Origin of the sequence: Thioalkalivibrio sp. ALE11 (assembly GCF_000381205.1) — a bacterium.
In the GTDB taxonomy this organism is placed as follows: Bacteria; Pseudomonadota; Gammaproteobacteria; order Ectothiorhodospirales; family Ectothiorhodospiraceae; genus Thioalkalivibrio.
In genome coordinates, this window is sequence record NZ_KB906174.1 from 61742 (window position 1) to 80607 (window position 18866).

11 protein-coding genes are annotated in these 18866 nt (G+C 66.7%); 5 read left to right on the forward strand and 6 right to left on the reverse strand.

The window, feature by feature from the left end; all coding sequences use genetic code 11:
* Positions 1–56 precede the first annotated feature (56 nt).
* Complete coding sequence (locus tag F620_RS0111290; RefSeq protein WP_019570633.1) at positions 57–1424, forward strand: NAD-dependent succinate-semialdehyde dehydrogenase; 1368 nt, start codon at positions 57–59, stop codon at positions 1422–1424.
* 1 nt (position 1425) lies between these two features.
* Here the strand turns inward: F620_RS0111290 and moaA are convergent, their stop codons facing one another.
* Complete coding sequence (moaA, locus tag F620_RS0111295) at positions 1426–2415, reverse strand: GTP 3',8-cyclase MoaA (protein WP_019570634.1); 990 nt, start codon at positions 2413–2415, stop codon at positions 1426–1428.
* Between the two features lie 221 nt (positions 2416–2636).
* Between moaA and F620_RS0111300 the strand changes: the two genes are divergently transcribed.
* The 3 genes from F620_RS0111300 to F620_RS0111310 all read left to right on the forward strand — a co-directional run bounded on the left by F620_RS0111300 (position 2637) and on the right by F620_RS0111310 (position 7280).
* A complete protein-coding gene (locus F620_RS0111300; protein ID WP_019570635.1) occupies positions 2637–5546 on the forward strand; it encodes a molybdopterin oxidoreductase family protein in 2910 nt (969 codons plus the stop codon).
* A gap of 72 nt (positions 5547–5618) precedes the next feature.
* Entirely contained in the window at positions 5619–6314 is a 696-nt protein-coding gene (locus F620_RS0111305) for a 4Fe-4S dicluster domain-containing protein (RefSeq protein WP_026287828.1), read from the forward strand.
* A gap of 27 nt (positions 6315–6341) precedes the next feature.
* Positions 6342–7280 (forward strand): DmsC/YnfH family molybdoenzyme membrane anchor subunit, encoded by a 939-nt coding sequence (locus F620_RS0111310; protein WP_018936973.1) that lies wholly within the window; start codon positions 6342–6344, stop codon positions 7278–7280.
* 132 nt (positions 7281–7412) lie between these two features.
* Here the strand turns inward: F620_RS0111310 and F620_RS15375 are convergent, their stop codons facing one another.
* The 5 genes from F620_RS15375 to F620_RS0111335 all read right to left on the reverse strand — a co-directional run bounded on the left by F620_RS15375 (position 7413) and on the right by F620_RS0111335 (position 17943).
* The gene (locus F620_RS15375; protein WP_019570636.1) at positions 7413–7553 is read right to left on the reverse strand and encodes a hypothetical protein; all 141 of its coding nucleotides are present in this window, start codon (positions 7551–7553) and stop codon (positions 7413–7415) included.
* Between the two features lie 75 nt (positions 7554–7628).
* Complete coding sequence (locus tag F620_RS0111320; RefSeq protein ID WP_019570637.1) at positions 7629–9491, reverse strand: diguanylate cyclase; 1863 nt, start codon at positions 9489–9491, stop codon at positions 7629–7631.
* A gap of 22 nt (positions 9492–9513) precedes the next feature.
* A complete protein-coding gene (locus F620_RS15635; RefSeq protein ID WP_019570638.1) occupies positions 9514–13386 on the reverse strand; it encodes a PAS domain-containing protein in 3873 nt (1290 codons plus the stop codon).
* The gene (locus F620_RS0111330) at positions 13383–14354 is read right to left on the reverse strand and encodes an ABC transporter substrate-binding protein (protein WP_019570639.1); all 972 of its coding nucleotides are present in this window, start codon (positions 14352–14354) and stop codon (positions 13383–13385) included. Before F620_RS0111330 ends, F620_RS15635 begins: the two co-directional genes overlap by 4 nt.
* A gap of 7 nt (positions 14355–14361) precedes the next feature.
* Positions 14362–17943, reverse strand: a complete 3582-nt coding sequence (locus F620_RS0111335) for an EAL domain-containing protein (RefSeq protein ID WP_026331438.1) — start codon at positions 17941–17943, stop codon at positions 14362–14364.
* A gap of 757 nt (positions 17944–18700) precedes the next feature.
* On the opposite strand from F620_RS0111335, the gene F620_RS14865 reads away from it, so the two are divergent.
* Positions 18701–18866 (forward strand): helix-turn-helix domain-containing protein (locus F620_RS14865; protein ID WP_155987011.1); only part of this gene is annotated, 166 nt, incomplete at its 3' end.

Below are 18866 nucleotides of genomic sequence, written 5' to 3' on the forward strand. Positions count from 1 at the left end.
GATCAATCCACCCGGGCGGGCGCTGGCCCGGCGAGTCCCGAGAGAGAGGCCCGAAGATGACTGAACTGACTGCCGTCAATCCGGCCACCGGCACGGTGCTGGCGAGTTACCCGCGGTTGGATGCCGCCGGCGTGGAGGCCGCGCTGCAGGGCGCGGTGGACGCCCGCGCGGCCTGGGCCCTGCAGCCGGTGCACGAACGGGCCGCCCTGCTGCGCGAGCTGGCCGCGGTCCTGCGCGGGCGCCGGGAGGAGCTGGCGGTGACCGCGACCCGCGAGATGGGCAAGCGGCGGGTCGAGGCGCTGGCCGAGGTGGAGAAATGCGCGGTGGCCTGCGAATACTACGCCGAGCACGGGCCGGGCTTCCTGCTGGACGTCCCGGTGGCCACCGAGGCGGCCCGCTCGTACGTGGCCTGGCAGCCGCTCGGCACCGTGCTGCTGGTCATGCCGTGGAATTTTCCCTACTGGCAGGCCTTCCGCCAGGCCATTCCGGCGACCCTGGCCGGCAACACCGTGCTGCTCAAGCATGCCTCCAATGTGCCCGGCTGCGCGCAGGCGCTGGAGGAGGTGTTCCGCGCGGCCGGGTTCCCCGACGGGGTCTTCCGCAACCTGGCGGTGGGCTCCGATGCGGTCGAGGATCTGATCGCCGATCCGCGGGTGCAGGGCGTGAGCCTGACGGGTTCGGAGCGCGCCGGGCGTGCGGTGGGTGCGGCCGCGGGCAAGGCCCTGAAGAGCTCGGTGCTGGAGCTGGGCGGTTCGGACGCCTTCATCGTCCTGCATGACGCGGACCTGGACACCGTGGTGCGCGAGGCCCTGCGCGGGCGGTTCCAGAACAACGGCGAGACCTGCATCGCGGCCAAGCGGTTCATCGTCGAGGAATCGATCGCCGAGGCCTTTGCGGAGCGCCTGAGCCGGGCGGTGGCGGACCTGCGCACGGGTGATCCGATGGAAGACGGGGCGGATCTGGGCCCGCTGGCGCGCGGCGATCTGCGCGACGAACTGCACGACCAGGTGCAGCGCAGTGTCGCGGCCGGCGCGGTGTGCCGCACCGGCGGTCAGCCGCTGGAGGGCGAAGGCTTCTACTATGCGCCGACCGTGCTGGACCACGTCGAGCCGGGGATGGCGGCGTTCGACGAGGAGACCTTCGGGCCGGTCGCCGCGATCACGCGGGCCGCGGATGCCGCGGCGGCGGTGGAGCTGGCCAACCGCTCGCGCTTTGGTCTTGGCGGGTCGGTGTGGACCGCCGACGGCGCTCGCGGCGAGGCGCTGGCGCGGCAGCTGGAATGCGGCTGTGCGTTCGTGAACGCGGTGGTGAAAAGCGACCCGCGTCTGCCTTTCGGCGGGGTAAAGGATTCCGGCTACGGGCGCGAACTCGCGGATCTGGGGATCCGCGAGTTCGTGAATGCGAAGACGGTCTGGGTGGCCTGAGTCAGCCGCCGGTCATGGACATGAAGCGCATGACCTTCTCCGGGCGCTCGTTGAATTCGTGGCGCTCGGGTTTCAGCGCAATCGCCTCGAGGATCGCGGCTTCCAGCTCGGCATCGCTGCAGCCGTCGCGCAGCCGCGGACGCAGCGCCAGGCTGTGCTCATTGCCCAGGCAGGTGTGGATGGTGCCGTCCACTGACAGCCGTACGCGGTTGCAGGTGTCACAGAAGTGCTGCGAGATCGGGGTGATGAAGCCGATGCGAATGTCGGTGCCCGCAACCTGCGCATAGCGCGCCGGCCCGCCGCCGGGCATCACCCCGGGGATCAGGTCGAAGCGCTGCTCCAGGTCGCGGCGCACCTCCTGCAGGTTCACGTAGTGGCCTTCGTTCGCCTCGCGCCCGGTATCGCCCATCGGCATGGTCTCGATGAAGCGCAGCGTAAAGCCGTGCTCGATACAGAAGTCGACCATGTCGCCGACCTCGTTATCGTTGATGCCGCCCATCACCACCATGTTGATCTTGATCGGGTCGAATCCGGCGCGTTTCGCCGCCATCAATCCGTCGAGCACCTTCTCCAGCTTGCCGCCGGTGACGCGCTTGAAGACCTCCGGGCGCAGGGTGTCCAGGCTCACGTTGATGCGTTCCACCCCGCCCGCGGCCAGCGCGTCGGCATGCTTCGCGAGGCGCACCGCGTTGGTGGACAGCGAGAGGTCGTCGATCCCCGGCAGGGCGTTCAGGCGCGCGGCCAGGTCCGGGAGGCCGTGGCGTACCAGCGGCTCGCCGCCGGTCAGGCGCACCCGCCGGGTGCCGAGGCGGCCGAATGCCGCCATCACCCGCTCGACCTCGTCGAAGGTCAGCCAGTGCTCGGGCACCTCGAAGTCGCGAAAGCCTTCCGGCATGCAGTAGAAGCAGCGCAGGTCGCAGCGGTCGGTGACCGATACGCGCACGTATTCGATCTTCCGCCCAAAGGGGTCTGTCAGTCCGCGATCATTCATAGAAGCCCCCGGCCTCGGGCGAGGCGTTATGTTTGTTAGGGAATATCGTAGACCATGCCGTGGCCAGCGCCGAAAATGCACAGTCCCGGCGCAAGAATAAATAAATTCTTTTACTGATTACTCTACTTTATTTGCGGATAAGTACTTCTCGTTGGCCAAGGCGGTAGCCGGCGTCCACAATGATCCGTGGACAACTGAACCGACGTAACGAGGTCGCGCCCATGAGTGCCCTGCCCGAATTCGAGAATCACGGCAAGCAGGAGATCAAGTACAGCACCTGCTACATGTGTGCCTGCCGCTGTGGCATCAAGGTCACCGTGGAGGACAACAAGGTCCGCTACATCCAGGGGAACCGGCATCACCCGATCAACAAGGGCGTGCTCTGCGCCAAGGGCAATGCCGGGATCATGAAACAGCAGTCGCCGGCGCGCCTGCACCAGCCGATGCGCCGCAAGCCGGGCACCGAGCGCGGTGCCGGCGAGTTCGAACCGATTTCCTGGGACGAGGCCCTGGACGCCCTGTCCGAGCGCCTGCAGAAGATCCGCGAGACCGATCCGCGCAAGCTGGCGTTCTTTACCGGGCGTGACCAGATGCAGGCCCTGACCGGCCTGTGGGCGACCCAGTTCGGCACCTACAACTGGGCGGCCCACGGTGGCTTCTGCTCGGTGAACATGGCCGCCGGCGGCCTGTACACCACGGGCTTCGCCTTCTGGGAATTCGGCGATCCCGACTGGGACCGCACGAAGTACCACGTGCTGTGGGGCGTGGCCGAGGACCATGCCTCCAATCCGATCAAGATCGGGCTGGAGAAGCTCAAGCGCAATGGCGGCAAGTTCGTCGCCATCAACCCGGTGCGTACCGGCTATCAGGCGATCGCCGACGAATGGGTGGGCCTCAAGCCCGGCACCGACGGTCTGTTCGCGCTGTCGATGCTGCACGTGCTGCTGAAGAACAGCCAGTTCGACTGGGACTTCCTGGTGCGCTACACCAACGCCACCCAGCTGGTGGTGCAGACCCCGGGGCAGCAGGGCGACGGCCTGATCCTGCGCGACGACAACGACAACCCGCTGGTCTGGGAGCTGGAGAAGGAAGACTTCGTCGACGGCAGCCAGGTGGACATCAAGCCGGCGCTGTTCGGCGAGTACACCGCCCCGGACGGCCGCCCGGTCAAGACCGTGATGACCCTGCTGGCCGAGCGCTACCTGAGCGACGAGTACTCCCCGGAGAACACCGCCGAGATCACCGGCGTGCCGGCCGAGCAGACCGAGCGTCTGGCGCTGGAAATGGCCCACGTCGCGTTCAAGGAATCCATCGAGCTCGACATCGAGTGGACCGACTCCTGGGGTCGCAAGCACGACAAGGTCATCGGGCGCCCCGTGTCCATGCACGCGATGCGTGGCATCTCAGCGCACTCCAACGGCTTCCAGACCTGCCGCGCGATCCACTTCCTGCAGATCATGCTGGGCTCGGTGGACTGCCCCGGCGGTCACCTTTCCAAGCCGCCGTATCCCAAGCACGTCCCGCCGGGCATCAAGCCGGCGAAGGAATGCGCGCCGAACACCCCGCTGAAGAGCCCGCCGCTCGGGTTCCCGACCGCGCCGGAAGACCTGGTGATCGACGGCGAGGGCAACCCGCTGCGCATCGACAAGGCCTTCTCCTGGGATGCGCCGATCTCCAACCATGGCCTGATGCACATGGTGGTGACGAATGCGGTCAACGGCGATCCCTACCCGATCGACACGCTGATCTTCTTCATGGCGAACATGTCGTGGAACTCCACGATGAACACCGCCGAAGTGATGGACATGTTGCGGGCCAAGGACGACAACGGCGAGTACAAGATCCCGTATCTCGTGGTCTCGGACGCGTTCAACTCCGAGATGGTCAGCTTTGCCGACCTGGTGTTGCCGGATACCACCTATCTGGAGCGTTACGACACCATCTCCATGCTCGACCGTCCGATCTCCGAACCCGCCGCGGCGGCGGATTCCATCCGCCATCCGATCCTGGAGCCGGATCGTGACGTGCGCCCGTGGCAGGAGGTGATGGTCGAGCTGGCCAGCCGTCTGAAGTTCCCGGCGTTCACCAGGGACGACGGCAGCCGCAAGTTCGAGGACTACAAGGACTTCATCATCAACTACGAGAAGGAGCCGGGCATCGGCTTCCTGTCGGGTTATCGCGGCAAGGATGGCCAGAGCCATCTGCGCGGCGAACCGAACCCGAAGCAGTGGGAGGCGTACATCGAGAACCAGGGGTTCTTCATGTACCACCTGCCGGAGAGCCAGCAGTTCTACCGCTACGCCAACCAGGACTACCTCGAGCTGGCCAAGCATGCCGGCTGGGTGGGCAAGACCGACCCGATCACCATCGAGCTCTACTCCGAGACCCAGCAGCGCTTCAAGCTGGCCGGCCAGGGCCTGTATGACGGCCCGCAGCCGACCAAACAGGAGCACAAGGATCGTCTGACGCAGTTTTTCGATCCGCTGCCGATCTGGCACAAGCCGCTGGAGCAGACCCGCATCGACGAGGACGAATACCCGTTCTACGCGATCAACCAGCGCCCGATGTTCATGTACCACTCCTGGGATTCGCAGAACGCCTGGCTGCGCCAGATCTGTGCCCAGAACTACCTGTACATGAACCGCCAGAAGGCCGAGTCCATGGGTATCGAGGATCTGTCCTGGGTGTGGCTCGAGTCGCACAACGGCAAGATCCGCGTGCAGGTCAAGCTGATCGAGGGCTGCGAACCCAATACCGTCTGGACCTGGAACGCCATTGGCAAGCAGAAGGGCGCCTGGGGACTGAAGGACGACGCCAACGAGTCGCAGAAGGGCTTCCTGATGAATCACCTCATCAGCGAGCTGCTGCCGAAGAAGGGCGATCCGGTGGACAGCATCACCAACTCCGACCCGGTCACCGGCCAGGCCGCGTGGTACGACCTGAAGGTCAAGATCACCCCGGCCGGACCCGAGGAAGAGGGCTCCTGGCCGCAGTTCGACAAGGTCACGGCCACCCCGGGCATGTCCGAATCACCGGACCAGCTCCGCTATCACGCACACAAGCCCGTGCACCTGAACCGCGACATCCGCGACGTGCTGACCCGCGGCTCGCTGGACAAAGACAAGAACTGATCCGGCCGCCCCGTGGCGGCCGCGAGCCGCGACGGGGTCCGCCCGTACGAACGATTTGAAGGAGTACCAACCATGCGACTTGGACTCGTGATCGACATGGACACCTGCGTGGGCTGCCATGCCTGCGCGGTGGCCTGCAAGCAGTGGAACACCAGCGGCACCACTGGCCCGCTGACCGACTACCAGCCTTACGGGGAGGACCCCAGCGGGGTGTGGTTCAACCGCATCCGCCATTACGAGGTCGGGGACTACCCCAACAACAAGACCGTCAACATCCCGATGTCCTGCATGCACTGCGATCATGCCGACTGCGTGACCGTCTGCCCGACCGGCGCCTCCTACAAGCGCCCGGAAGACGGCATCGTGCTGGTCGACCAGGACAAGTGCATGGGGTGCAACTACTGCGCCTGGGCCTGCCCCTACGGTGCCCGCGAGCTGGACCGCGAGGACGGCGTGATGAAGAAGTGCACCCTGTGCGTGGACCGCATCTACGACGACGCACTGCCACCGGAGGAACGGCAGCCGGCCTGCGTGATCACCTGCCCGGCCCACGCCCGCTTCTTCGGTGACTTCGACGATGAAGAGTCCGAGGTCAGCCGTCTGGTGCGCGAGCGTGGCGGCGTGAAGCAGATGCCCGAGCTTGGCTACAAGCCGGTCAACACCTATCTTCCGCCGCGAGTCACCCGCCCCATCCCCACCGACGACGTGCGTGCCAATACGCTGGTCAGCTCGGTAAAGGACTGGGTCAACAAGATGGTGGCGCGCTAACGCGTCGCGTCCCGGGGAGAAACCACCATGCATCCTGCACTTTCCGTCATCCTGTTCACGGTCACTTCGGGCGCGGGCTACGGCCTGTTCGTCCTGCTGGTGATCTTCCACCTGGCGGGCGTCGGCCCGGCCATGAGCCAGGGCGAGGTGATCGCCCATGGCGTGGGCGCGCTCGGCCTGATCACCGTCGGGCTGCTGTTCTCCACCGGCCACCTGGCCAACAAGAAGAACGCCTGGCGTTCGTTCATGCGCTTCAAGACGTCGTGGCTCTCGCGCGAGGCGGTATTCGCCGTACTTTTCTACCCGTTCGCGGCAATCTACGGCCTGAGCGTGCTGCTGCAGGGCCCCGAGATCGGGCTGCTGGGCATGATCGCGGCGCTGATCGCAGCGATTCTCGCCGTGATCGTCCTGTTCTCCACCGGCATGATCTACGGCTGCCTGAAGACCATTCGCCAGTGGAACACCGCGCTGACTCCGGCGAACTACATCATGCTGGGTATTGCCACCGGCTCGGCGGCCTACGCCGCCATCGCCAGCGCCTTCGGCAACGCGACGGCGATGCACGCCGGCGTGGCCATCGTGATGCTGCTGATCGCCGCGGTCCTCAAGGGGATCTATTACTTCTGGATCTCGAAGGTGACCGGCCCGACCATCAACACCGCCACGACCTTCAACCGGGCCACCGTCCGGCTGCTGGATACCGGGCATACGGCCGGCACCTTCCTGACCGACGAGTTCGGCTACGATCCCAGCAAGAAAACGACCAGCATGATGAAAGCGGGTGTGTTCCTGCTGGGCTTCATTATTCCGGCCTTGTTATTGGCTGCGGTCTTGGCCGGCGCCACGGCCGTAACGGCCTGGCTGGCGGTGGCCTCCGCCCTGATCGGTGTGGGCATGGAGCGCTGGCTGTTCTTCGCCGAGGCGAAGCACGTGGTACGCCTGTACCACGGCGATCAGCACACCTGAGCCCATCCCGGGCCTGCCCCTGCCGGGGCGGGCCCGCTTTCCGGGCACGAAAAATCCCCGCCTCCGTCATCCGGAGGCGGGGCAGCAGGTGCCAAACTCCGCAGGCGTCCGGGATTTACCCCGCTGCCTCGGTTATTCGTTCTTGTCCTGCCCCGCCTTGCGGACGTTTCGCACCACGATGTAGCCCGTCCAGCCGAGGAAAACAAAGATCCCGAGCAGGGTCGCGATGGTCAGGATGCCGATGGGGGACTGAAACAGGATTTCGGTGATCATGGAATTCTCCCTGAAGATTCAAGCCATACTGGCTCCAAGTTAGCCCCGACTTGTGGCGTTCCGCCATGACCTGCCTCAATCTTTGGCGCGTTCTGCCCCCTCGTCTTCTCCCGCGACCACCACGCAGTTGCGCCCGCGGTCCTTGGCTTCGTAGAGGGCATCATCGGCACGCCGCAGCGCATCGTCGGCGCCGGCGTCGCCGTCACGCAAGATGGTCACCCCGATGCTGGTGGTCACCCTGTCGGTGTGCGGCCGTTCGGTGTGCGGTTCCATCGCCTCTACCTGCGCCCGTACCCGCTCCGCGGTGTGCCCGGCGTCTTCCAGTGAGGCACCGTGGAGCAGGATCGCGAATTCCTCGCCACCCAGGCGTGCGGCGCGGTCGCCGGCCCGCAGTGCCGATGCGATGCAGTCGGCGAACTCGACCAGCACCTGATCGCCGATCTCGTGACCGTGGCGATCGTTGAAACGTTTGAAGTGGTCGATGTCCAGCATCAGCAGGCCGGCGGCATAGCCCGGTTCCCGGCGCATCCGCGCGTATTCGCGCTCCAGTTCGTCCATGAACAGCCGACGGATGGCCAGCCCGGTCAGGGGGTCGGTGCTCGCCAGCGTTTCCAGTCGCTGCTCCATTCGTTTGTGTTCGGTGATGTCCTGGACCACGCCCACAATTCGCCGGGCGCGCTGGTCACGGTCGCGTTCGATCACTTGCCCGGCATCCTGTAGCCAGGCCTCGGAGCCGGACGGGCGACGTACACGGAACTCCGTCGAATAGCGTGGGGTTTCGCCTTTTAGGTGTCGTTGCAGGGCGGTGTCCCGCCGCTCGCGGTCATCCGGATGCACCGCCCCGTCCCACAGCGCTACGGACCCCGTACCTTCCGTCTCCGCCAGACCGGTGAGCTCGCCCCAGCGACGGTCGAAAAACATCAAATCCTCGTCGATCCGCCAGTCCCACAGGCCCAGATGGGCCCCTTCGAGTGCGGCGGCCATGCGCGCCTCGGATTCGCGGACACGTCCCTCCAGACTCGCGCGGCTGCGGGCATAGCGGATCGCGCGCACCAGGGTGGAGGTCTCGATACGACCCTTGACCAAGTAGTCCGCCGCCCCGGCTTCCAGTGTCCTGAGAGCGAAATCCTCGTCGTCGTAACCGGTCAGCACGATGATTGGCGTGTCCCGGAACCACTCGCGTGCGGCGCGCACGGTGTCCACCCCGGTGCTGTCAGGCAGTGACAGGTCGAGCAGAACGATGGCGGGCGAAACCTTGTCCAGGGCCTGCGGCACCGCCGACAACCGGTCGACCCAGCTCACCTCGAAGTGTTCGCGGGCCGAGCCGCGCAGGCCGAAGCGCACCAGATCCGCGTCCCCGGGTTCGTCTTCCACCAGCAGCACTGGCACGCCCTCCCCGCGGGTGTCCGCCGGGGCCGTTGCATGGTCGCCGCCTTTTCGGGGCACTTCCGGCGAGGCGTCGCGATGCCCGGTCGGGGAAGGGGCGGGCGTCGGAGACGGGGCGTGCTCCACCAGCGGCAGGTTCCAGTCCTTCGCCAGGCGCTGAACACGGTCGCAGAACTGTTCCATGTCCAGCGGCTTGACCATGTAGTCGGCCGCCCCGTTTTGCCGGCTCGCGCGGATGTCGCGTTCCAGATCCGAGGTCGACAGGACGACCACCGGGATCGCGTCGGCCTGATCGGTCTCGCGCAGGCGCTGCAGGAACTCCAGCCCGCCCATGTGCGGCATGTTCAGGTCCAGCAGGATCAGGCCCGGCTGCGGCGCCTGGTCGTAGGGCGCCTCACCCGCCAGGAACCGCAGGGCCTCGCGACCGTCGTTCACGTGATGCAGGCGCGCGGTGACCCCGGCTTCCTCGAAGGCCATGCGCGTCAGGTGGACGTCCGCCGGCTCGTCTTCCACCAGCAGGACGTCGGTGACCGGTTCGGCGGTCTCGTTCATCGGGTAATCTCCACGGGCCCCTTCATGCGCCTGCGTTGTTTTCAGTTCGCTCGTCGTCCGGAGTCCGGCGGGGTATCCGGAACCAGAAGGTGCTGCCGTGTCCCGGTCCGTCCGATTCGGCGCCGATGCGGCCGCCGTGATGTTCCACGATCCGGCGGCACAGCGCCAGACCGATGCCGCTGCCCTCATATTCCCCGTGACCGTGCAGGCGCGAGAAGACCCGGAACAGGCGATCCTTCTGGTCCTGCGGGATCCCGACCCCGTTGTCGCGCACGCGGACCTCCCAGTGGTCGCCGTCGATGCGTCCGTCGACGCGGACCTCGGGGCGCGTGTCGCCCGGCACATACTTCAGGGCATTGTCGATGAGGTTCTGCAGCAGGCGCACCAGCTCGTCCTGGCTGGCAATCAGGCGCGGCCAGTCGCCTTCGACGTCGATGCGCGCCGATGTTTCGGTCACCGCCGGCTGCAGGAACGCCAGAGCGGTGTCCAGGGCCTCGCGGGTGTCCACTGGCGCCATGGGGTCGGTCTTGCGTCCCACCCGGGAGTATTCCAGCAGGCCCACGATCATGCGGTCCATGCGTCGGGCGCCCTCGGTGGCGTAACCGAGGAAACGTTGCTGATCCGCATCCAGCCGTTCGCCCAGGCTGCGCTCCAGCAGCTGCAGGTAACTGCTGACCATACGCAGCGGCTGGCGCAGGTCGTGGGACACGCCATAGGCGAACTGCTCCAGCTCCTCGTTGGATCGGCGGAGCTCCAGATTCAGCCCTTCCAGGGCCTGCTGCACCCGGTGGCGTTCCAGTACGTTGCCCAGCAGGTCCGCCACGTGCCGCAGGGTCTCGGCATCCTCCGGCCCCCAGGATGCCGTTCCGTGTACGTCCACCACACCCAGCAGCCCCTGGGGTTCGCCGGCCGCCAGCAGGGGCGCGGCCATCAGCGCATGCACCCCCAGCCCCCGGAGCCATTCCCGTTCCCTGTCTGCCGCTTCTCCGAGTGTCTCTACATCGGGTATGTGGATCAGACGTTCATGGGCCATCCGTCGCTGCCAGTCCGGGAAGTCGGCCAGGGCCAGTCCCTGGAGTTCCTGTTTTCGGTGTGGCACCCCGGGCGCGGCCCATTCATGGGTGTTGTCGAGGATCCCTCGGTCCTCGCGAAACAGAAAGACCCAGGACCGGCTGGCCCCCAGCAGTTCCCCCAGCACCGCCAGCGATTCCTCGATCGCCCGGTCCACGTCGCGTCGGGTCACCAGACGCGTAGCGATGTCGGAGGTCGCGCGATCGGCGGCCTGGCGCCGGGCCAGGGCTTCTTCCGTGGCCTTGCGTTCGGTGATGTCGAGCACCGTCCCCAGCATCCACAGAGGCGTGCCCTCGTCGTCGAATTCCACCTCGCCCTGCTGGTAGACCGTGCGGATCTCGCCGTCCGGGCGCAGGATCCGGTGTTCCACTTGATAGGGCACACCCGGGCCGCTCACCGAGGCATCGATGGCCGCGCGGACCGTGTCGCGGTCGTCCGGGTGGACCCGTTCCATGAAGGCCGCCTCGGTCGCGCCCCATTGGTCGTGACCCAGACCGAAGATGCGGTAGACCTCCTCCGACCAGCGGATCTTGCCGGAGCGGAAATCGGATATCCAGTTGCCCATGTGCGCGATCCGCTGGGCCTCCGCGAGCTCGTTCTCGCGCTCGCGCAGCTCGGCCTCGACCTCCTTGAGCCGCTGGATATCCACGTGGATGCCCGTCATCCGCCGCGGCTCGCCCTCCGGGCCCCACTCGACCACGCGTCCCCGACCCAGCGTCCACAACCATCCACCGTCGGCCATGCGGTAGCGGAATTCGATGGAGAATTTCCCGCCCTCGGCCAGTTGGCGCTGCACCTGCGCCTCGGCCTCGGGGAGATCCTCCGGGTGCAGGCGCTGGCGCCAGTCCTCGTAAGCGAGCGGCTGGCCCTCCGCCGGGTCCTCGCCCAGCATCCGCCAGCACTGTGCATCCCAGTGGATCCGGTCTTCCGCCAGATCCCATTCCCAGATGCCGAATCGCGCGGCCTCCTGGGCCAGGCGGAAGCGGGCCTCGCTGTCGGCCAGGGCCCGCTCCATCGCCTTGCGCACCGAGATGTCCTGGAACGACACCACCACGCCGGTCAGTTCGCCGGTGTCGTCGCGCATGGGCGAGGCGTAGACCAGGACCGGGAAGGACTCGCCGTCATGGCGCCAGAAATGGTCTTCCCAGGCCTCCACCGTCTCGCCACTGACCAGAACCCCGTGGATCGGACATTCCTGCGCGGGATAATGCGAGCCGTCCGGATGGCTGTGATGTGTCGTGGTGTGGGAATCCCGCCCGAGAGCCTCGGTCTGGTCGGCGAAGCCCAGCAGGCGGCATCCGGTGGGGTTGATGAAGGTGAAACGGCCCTCCCGGTCGATGCCGAACACGCCTTCGCCGAGGCTGGCCAGCAGGTTCTCGCGGAAGCGGCGTTCCTCGCTGCGCGCAGCCTCGATCGCGAAACGCTGGCTGACGTCGCGCACGATCATCAGCACTTCGCGGTCGTTCAGCGGGACCACCCGCGCCTCGAAATGGCCGGGCATGCCCAGTGCGGTCGTGTCGTATTCGAAGTCGCGGACCTCGCCGCTGTCCAGCGCTTCGCGGATCGCCCGCGTCCCTTGTTCCGCGGAGGCGGGCGGGAACAGCTCGTCCAGACGCCGTCCGAGAAAATTCTCGGGCGCCATTACCAGCATCTCTTCCGAGACGGCCTCGCATTCGATGAAGGTGCCGTCGCGGTCCATCCGGAACAGGCTGTCCGGCAGGGCCCGCATCAGTGCGCGCGCGTGGGCCTCGCTGCGCTCCAGCGCCGCCGCCTTGTCTTCCAGTTCCCGGCGCACTGTGGTCAGGCGACGGTTCACCAGCACCAGGCCGAGGATCAACACGAGCATCAGACTGGCGACCACCAGTACCAGGGTCACCTGGCGGCCGTAGGTTTCCAGGAATTCCTGCACCGTGAGCTCCGGGGTCGCGTCGTACGGCGGCAGCCGGAGTTCGCGCGCCAGCTCTTCTACCGGTTCGTAGTCCATGGGAACCGCAAAGCCGTCGATACCCGCGGCCTGCGCGGGTGCCGACTGGCGGTCCAGCTCCAGCAGGGCGACCAGCATGCGGTGGCTGAGCTCGCGGGGCACGTGGCCAATCGCGATGAACGGCCATTCCGGATACAGCCGGGTGGACAACGCCAGCGGGAAATCCGCCATGTCCTGGCGGGCGATCACTCGGATCTCCTCCGGGTCGATCCGACCGGCATCCTGCAGGCGCTCCAGGATCCCGATGCGCACGAACCCTACGTCCGCTTCGCCGTCCAGGACCCGTTCCACCACCCGGTCATGCGGCATTCCGGTGAATTCGACGTCTGCATCCCGCGGTGTCGCGCCGCGTTCGCGCAGCTCCCTGACCTGTGCCTGATAGCCGCCCAGTGATTCGGGCACTACGGCCGCGATGCGTTGTCCGGCTATGTCTTCCCAGTCATTGATGTGGTCGTCGCCGGCGCGGGTAAAGGCGACCCCGCCGAATCCGCGTAGCGGTGTCCCGTGGTGCATGGGGACCAGGGTTGCCAGGGCACCCGACAGGTGGCTGTCGCTGCGGATGCGGATGAAGTGGGTGGGATTGGTCAGCAGGAAATCCAGCCGGTTGTTGCGCAGATTCTCCTCCAGGGCCGAGTAATCGGCGATCACCGCGTCCACGGTCACGTCTTTCAGTTGCGCGTCCAGGTGTTCGATCAGTGGCTCCCAGCGCTCGCGGGCCATATCCTCCGGTTCGAAGGCCAGGATCCCCACGGTCACGCTGCGTTCGGCCACCGCCGGCGTCGCTGCAAGCATCAGCAGGGCGACCAGCAGGGGGGCTGCGATCCCGATCGCGTATCTCATCGGGGCTCCTCGCGCGGCAGCAGATCGGGGCGTACCAGTTCATCCCCGAAGTCGCGGTCCAGCGGCGCGTCCGCATCTCCCATCAGGCCGGCGATCTCCCGTGCCGCCTGCAGGACCCGGGAATCGGCACCGGCCAGCAGACGGCGATTGCTGGCCGGATCCGGCAGTACCAGTCCGCGGAAGGTTTCCATGGCGCGGTGGCCGGGGACCCCCAGGCGTTCCGCCATGCGGTAGCCCGCGTCCACCGGGTTGGCGCGCAGGTGATGCAGGGCACGGAAATGCGCCGCGATCAGGTGGCGGGTCGAGCGTTCGAGCCGTTCCAGGTGGCCGGCCTCGATCGCGAGGACATCGAAGATTGTGTCCGGCATCGCCCGGCTGTCGAACAGGACGTGCGCGCCGTTGTCCAGCAGGCGGTCGGCGACGGGCTGATAGGTCACTACGGCATCCACCTCATCCTGCTCCCAGGCGGCCTCCTGCTCGTTGATGGTCAGCGACATCGTTTCGACCTCGTCGCGACTGAGGCCCGCCGTGTCCAGGGTGTGGTGGAGCATCAGGGCCCCCAGGGCCGAGTCTTCCACGCCGATCCGGCGCCCGGCCAGCTCTTCCAGGGTCTCGATCGCGGGGCGCGCCAGCACCATGTCGGCCCCCGCGGAGATGTTGAAGACCAGCACGATGCGAAGATCCGTACCCCCGGCGCGCACCCGCAGCACCTCGTCCAGGGTCAGCGCCGCACCATGGACCTCTCCGGTGGCCAGCCGGCGCATGGATTCGCTGGCGGAAGCGGTCTCGCGCAGCCGGACCCGCTCGGGGTCCAGCCAGCCCATGGCCCGGGCCAGGAACATCGGCTCGTAGCCGGGCCATACGTGGCCGGCAATCTCCAGTGGCGGCTCCGGCCGGCCACAGGCCCCCAGCAGGGCGGGGAGGGTGGCGCCGGCGGCGACCAGAAAGCTGCGTCGATCCATGTACATGTCCGCTTCATTCTTCCGGCCGGGGCGCATGCGCGCCGATCAGGCCACGGATCGCGCCGGTCATCTGGTGGCTCAGCGCCTCCATCTCGCCAAACCGGGCGAGGGCCCGTGCGGCGTGGCCCTCGCGTTTGAGCCGGACCAGTTCATCGCCCAGCTGATGGACCTGATCGTGCAGGGCGTGGATCGACGGCATTCGGTCGCCGTCGGGGTCATGGGCATGCAGCCAGCGACCGAACGGACACCGTCGCGGATCCGGCTCGGGCGGCCATTCCGTCCGGTCCTGCAGGAACTCCTGCAGCGAGTTGACCCAGGCGCGGTGGGCGACGATGCCGAACAGCATCGGGCGCAGCTCGTTCGCGACCGGCGTGGCCTGCGTCCAGCTGGCGTGCGGCTGCCACTGCGCCTGCCACGACAGCAGCTGGTCGGCGGGCATGGGGCGGGCGATGGCATAGCCCTGGGCCATCTCGCAGCCCAGCTGCAGCAGCATCTCGCCGTGCAGTTCGGTCTCCACCCCTTCGGCGATCACCTCGCGCTGGAAGCTCCCGGCCAGGCCGATGATCCCGTGCAGGATGGACAGATCGTCCGGGTCGTACAGCATGTCGCGCACGAAGGACTGGTCGATCTTGAGGGTCTCGACCGGCAGGCGCTTGAGATAGGACAGCGAGGAATAGCCAGTACCGAAATCGTCCAGCGAGAAACGCACGCCCAGCTCCCGGCACTCGTGGATCAGGGACGACACGTGGGTGATGTCCTGCAGGGCGCTGGTCTCGACCACTTCCAGTTCCAGGTCCCCGGGCTGTACCCGGGGGTGGCGGGCGAGGGCAGCGCGCAGCCCGGCGATGAAATCGGGGTCGCTCAGCTGCAGCGCATCCACGTTGACGCTGACCGTCAGCGGGCGGCCCTGTTCGCGCCATTGCCCGATCTGCGCGAGCGCCATCTCGATCACCCGGTTGCCCAGCTCCACCATCAGCGGATGGCCTTCCAGCTGCGGCAGGAATGCGCCCGGGGGCCGCAGGCCGTGCTCCGGATGCTGCCACCGGATCAGGGCCTCGGCCCCTGCCAGTTCGCCGCTGCGCATCGACACCCTGGGCTGGTAGAAGAGCACGAACTCGTCGTTCGCCAGGCCCTGGCGGATGGCCTCCAGGGCCTCGTGCTGGTCGCGCAGATTGCGATCGAATGCCACATCGAACAGGTGGTAGCGGTCCCCGCCGGCCAGCTTGGCCTGGTACATCGCCTGGTCCGCCTGGCGCAGCAGCTGGTCGGCGTCCACGGGTTCGGCCTGCGGATACAGGCTGACCCCGAGGCTGGCGGTGACCTGCAGGTGGTGCCTGCCGTCGTGCACCGGCCGGAATGCGGTCTCGCGCAGGCGGTGTAGCAGCGGCTGGGCGGATTCCACGTCCGGCAGGTCCGGCAGCACCGCGACGAACTCGTCGCCGCCCAGCCGTGCCAGCGTATCGCCTTCGCGCAGGCATCCCTTCAGACGCTCCGCCAGCGCGACCAGCATGCGATCGCCCACCTCGTGGCCGTGACCGTCGTTGATGTCCTTGAAGCGGTCCAGATCGAGGTAGACCAGCGCCAGTTGTTGTCCACGCCGCGCCTCCTGGGCCATGGCCTGATGCAGACGGTCGGCCAGCAATACCCGGTTGGGCAGCCCGGTGAGCGCGTCGAAATGGGCCATGTATTCCAGCTGTCGCTGCTGCTCCTTCAGCGGGGTGATGTCGGAGAACAGCCCGACATAGCGCTGCACCGCACCCGCGGCATCGCGGACCGCGCTGATGGTCAGCATCTCGGCGTACAGTTCGCCGTCCTTGCGCCGATTCCAGACCTCGCCCGACCAGCTCCCCTCGGCCTCGAGGGTCTGCCACAGGTCCGCGTAGAAGGCCTCGTCGTGCTTGCCGGACTGCAGCATGCTCGGATTGCGGCCCAGCACCTCCTCGCGCCGGTAGCCGGTGATGCGCGAGAAGGCGGCATTCACGTCGAGGATGCGGCCCTGCGGGTCCGTAATCAGGATCCCCTCGTTGGCATGATGGAAGACGCTGGCGGCCTGCATCAGCCGGTCCTCGGCCTCGCTGCGCTGCATCTCGGAGGCAACACGGTCAACGAACAGCCCGAGCATGGCGGGGGCCAGGTCGTGCAGGCGTTCCTTCAGTGGCTGGCGACTCAGGGTCACCAGGATCCCCAGGGCCCGGCCCTGCCGGTCGATCAGGTTGTGCCCCACATAGGCCTCGATGTCCATCTCCTCGAGCAGGTGGTCCTGCGGGAACAGGCTCCGGATGTTCTCCGGGTAACAGGCGGTACCGTCTTTCGTCACGTTGGCACAGGGGGTGCCAGCCAGATCGTAGCGGAAGGGCGTCAGTGGCTGACCGTCGGCCCAGCCGGCAAACGCCTCAACCCGATGCTGCCCCTCCTCCAGGCGGCCAACGAAGGCGATCTCGGTCCCCAGCGATTCGCACAGCAGGCGGCAGGCGCGCTGGAAGAACTCCTCGCCGCCCAGCCGGGCCAGTTCGCCGTTGAGCGTGGAGAGGGTCTGTTCGATGAGTTTGTGCTCGGTGATGTCGCGGCTGATGCCGAACACGCCGCGTACCTGCCCCAGGGAGTCGAACAGCGGCCACTTGTGGGTCTGCACGTACCCCCGGCGACCATCGGCGTCGTAGAACGGGTCGACCCGGTTGAGTACCGGCCGGCCCTCGGCAAAGATGGATTGCTCTTCCTCCTCGTAGATCCGCGCGGTATCCGCGGGGAAGATCTCGCGATCATGCTTGCCCACCATCTCGCGCCAGTCATCGTGCCCGGTGACGCGTGCCATCGGCTGGCTGCAGAAGCGGATGCGGCTTTGCGCGTCCTTGAAATAGATGAAATCGGTGGTCTGGTCGAGGAAGGTGTGAAAGTCCTGGCTGAAGGTGCGCAGGTCATGTTCAATGCGCCGGCGCCGGCGGATGTTCAGCGCCAGGGCGACGACCAGCCCGGACAGTACCACCAGGCCGCCGATCAGCCAGTACCGCAGCTGGCGCTCCCGCGCCACGATCTCGGCGGACTGCAACTCGACCATTTCCTCCAGACGTTCCTGATAATGCCAGAGGCCCTGTTCCAGGTTGCGGCCGGGGGTGATGTCCTTGATGACCGAAAGCAGCAGGGTGCGGTCGTCGAAGGGGAACGGATGGGAATGCACTTCCACGGTGCGGATCTCGCCATCGGCCAGGCGGTGGCGGAAGATGAAATAGTTGCGCCCCTCGCGCGCGGCCAGCTCGCGCTCCTCGGCGACCTGCTCCGGGGTGAAGGTGTTGATCTGCTGGATCGGCATGCCACGCAGTTCTTCCCGCGAGTAGCCGTAGAAGGACGCCGCGGCGGGGTTGGCATCGACGATCTCGCCGGATTCCGGCTCGATCCACAGCATTACCACCCCGTGCTGATCGAAGACCTCCTCGAACTCGGGTGCCCCGGCTAGCGCCGCCCCCCCGGCGGCCGCCGCCAGGCTCAGCAGCACCGGCAGCCAGGCGGCTCGCAGCCAGTGGGTCGCGTTCGAACGCCTCATGCGCCTCCGGACGCGGGACGCCCGCGTGCACCCGGGCGGCGGGTGGCGAGTCTGCATCGCGGGGGGTGCCGGTTTCCGGACATCATGCGCTGCCGATTATGGCGGAGATGCTGGCCAAGATAACGCATGATCGGTCTCGAGCCCGATATGTCCCCGGGGCGGCGTGTGAATCGCCGGCAGTCGGGCCCGAAGTCGGGCGGATCGGGGTAGCCGTACGCGTATATGCTGACACCGCAGACTGCTCCGTGTGGAGGAAGGGAATCACGGGGGCGGGCCGGCATCGGGGAGAATGGCGCGCCCGAGAGGATTCGAACCTCTGACCACCTCCGGAGTACGGTACATATATGCCCGTATGGTGTGGATACCAGTGGGCGAAAAACGGTGTAAATACGCTATGCAGGCAGAATACGGCTGCATGACGGGAAAAACATCGAACTACGTTTTGTTACGCTTTACACTGCTTCGATCTATGCGTCGGAGACTGTGTAACAGATCTGGGCACAATCATTCTGCCTTCCGAATGAGCGATAGCTGCCGGTCACTGTGGTCGTTGCCCCTGCAGCAATATGGCGACAACTATGTTGACTGATAGGGCGTGGGTGGAGTGCGGTTCAGCCGTTCTGGCCGGGCGGTGCGGGCTGTCGGGATCCCGGCGGATGTGATCCGTATAATCAGGCTGATTCCGGCTCGCGGAAGCGTTGCCGGATGGCTTCCTGAATTCACAGAATAACTGCAACGCCTGAACCCGGAAGGGGTGGGCCAGCTGCCGCCGTAGAATGGGTGGCTCTCACCCCAAACCCATTCAGGCGTACCGATGAGGCACTACAGGCAGCTGACCCAGGAAGAACGATATCAGATCAGTGCGTTGCGCGGGCTGGGGCGCTCGCAGGGGGCGATTGCGCGGACGCTGGGCCGCAGCCCGGGCACGATCAGTCGCGAGCTGAAGCGCAACGGCGATGGCGGTGCCTACGAGGCGCGTA

Bases quoted from the DNA above. Each gene is read 5' to 3' on its own strand.
- F620_RS0111290 (WP_019570633.1), top strand. From the start codon at position 57: ATGACTGAACTGACTGCCGTCAATCCGGCCACCGGCACGGTGCTGGCG.
- moaA (WP_019570634.1), bottom strand. From the start codon at position 2,415: ATGAATGATCGCGGACTGACAGACCCCTTTGGGCGGAAGATCGAATAC.
- F620_RS0111300 (WP_019570635.1), top strand. From the start codon at position 2,637: ATGAGTGCCCTGCCCGAATTCGAGAATCACGGCAAGCAGGAGATCAAG.
- F620_RS0111305 (WP_026287828.1), top strand. From the start codon at position 5,619: ATGCGACTTGGACTCGTGATCGACATGGACACCTGCGTGGGCTGCCAT.
- F620_RS0111310 (WP_018936973.1), top strand. From the start codon at position 6,342: ATGCATCCTGCACTTTCCGTCATCCTGTTCACGGTCACTTCGGGCGCG.
- F620_RS15375 (WP_019570636.1), bottom strand. From the start codon at position 7,553: ATGATCACCGAAATCCTGTTTCAGTCCCCCATCGGCATCCTGACCATC.
- F620_RS0111320 (WP_019570637.1), bottom strand. From the start codon at position 9,491: ATGAACGAGACCGCCGAACCGGTCACCGACGTCCTGCTGGTGGAAGAC.
- F620_RS15635 (WP_019570638.1), bottom strand. From the start codon at position 13,386: ATGAGATACGCGATCGGGATCGCAGCCCCCCTGCTGGTCGCCCTGCTG.
- F620_RS0111330 (WP_019570639.1), bottom strand. From the start codon at position 14,354: ATGTACATGGATCGACGCAGCTTTCTGGTCGCCGCCGGCGCCACCCTC.
- F620_RS0111335 (WP_026331438.1), bottom strand. From the start codon at position 17,943: ATGCAGACTCGCCACCCGCCGCCCGGGTGCACGCGGGCGTCCCGCGTC.